General features: G+C 47.8%; 2 protein-coding genes. One reads left to right on the top strand and one right to left on the bottom strand.

The genetic code is table 11. From position 1 onward, the window contains the following. On the top strand, nucleotides 1–476 hold a 476-nt coding region (locus tag R8O70_RS25820; RefSeq protein WP_318184536.1), incomplete at its 5' end, for a GGDEF domain-containing protein. An 89-nt stretch (nucleotides 477–565) separates the two neighbouring features. On the opposite strand, the gene R8O70_RS25825 is transcribed toward R8O70_RS25820, so the two are convergent. Then, nucleotides 566–1159, bottom strand: a 594-nt coding sequence (locus R8O70_RS25825) for a methyl-accepting chemotaxis protein (protein WP_318184537.1), incomplete at its 5' end; no start/stop codon positions are given.

Genomic DNA, 1159 nt, shown 5'->3' on the forward strand with positions numbered 1-1159 from the left:
CGCTGCATGATGAACTGACGCATTTGCCTAATCGCCGCTACTTTATGCAGTCATACAAGCAGCAGTTTGAAATCGCTAAGCGCTATAAAAAACGTTACAGCTTTGCGTTGATCAATATAGATCTAGACCGGTTCAAACACATCAACGATACCTTCGGCCATGACGCGGGTGACAAAGTGTTGATTGCCACCGCTGAGCGCATCAAAAGCAGCTTGAGACGTTCAGACATGGTCGCGCGAATGGGCGGTGACGAGTTTTTAGTGGTTGTACACAATTTGGGAATGGAAGAGCACGTGCAGAAGTTACTGCAAAAGCTCAGGTTGGCGTTGTGTTCGACGCCCGTTATTTATGACGAAGAGCTGATTTACCTACGCGTGAGCATTGGTTACGCCATCTTCGATCCGCAAATGACTTCTCCAGAACAAATGATGAAAATCGCCGACGAACGGATGTATCAACAAAAACACGGCGGATAAAAAGCGAAGCCCAGATTGATTCTGGGCTTTGTTGTATTTACAGAGTGAGAAAGATAGGGAAGGTAGAAAAGTGCGTCCCCAAGAATTCTCTATGCCAATTTGAAAGCACTTAGCTGATGTTTTAGCTCCATCGCTTCAGCTTGGTAACCGGAAACAATCTGGTTCAAGTCATCAGCGTGCTGACCCGTTTTGTGCGCGATGCTCGCCAATACGTCGATATCTTGGTCGATGGCTTCACATGCTTTAGATTGCTCAATGGTCGAGTGCGTAATGGTGCTGATGTGATTGTTCACGTGTTCGATGCTGCTTTCGAGTAAAGACACACTCTCATTCACTTGTTGCACGGATTCAAACGTGTCGTCACTGGCTTGTTTGCTCTTCGCCATGCTTTCTACTGAGAAACGGGTTTTCTCGCCAATTTGGTCCAACAGTTTGCTGATGTTCTCGGTAGCTTCTTGGCTGCGCTGCGCCAAATCACGCACTTCAGAAGAGACAACCGCGAAGCCGCGACCATGTTCGCCCGCACGAGCGGCTTCAATTGCTGCGTTAAGGGCTAATAAGTTGGTTTGTTCAGAAACGCTGTTGATGGTCTCGACTATTTGGCCAATGCTCTGCGTGTCGTTCGCCAATTCTGCCATGCATTGTTCAGTGGCGTTGATTTGCTCCAACAAGCTTTGCACGGA

Origin of the sequence: Vibrio sp. 779(2023) (assembly GCF_033344285.1) — a bacterium.
Taxonomy (GTDB): Bacteria; Pseudomonadota; Gammaproteobacteria; order Enterobacterales; family Vibrionaceae; genus Vibrio; species Vibrio alginolyticus.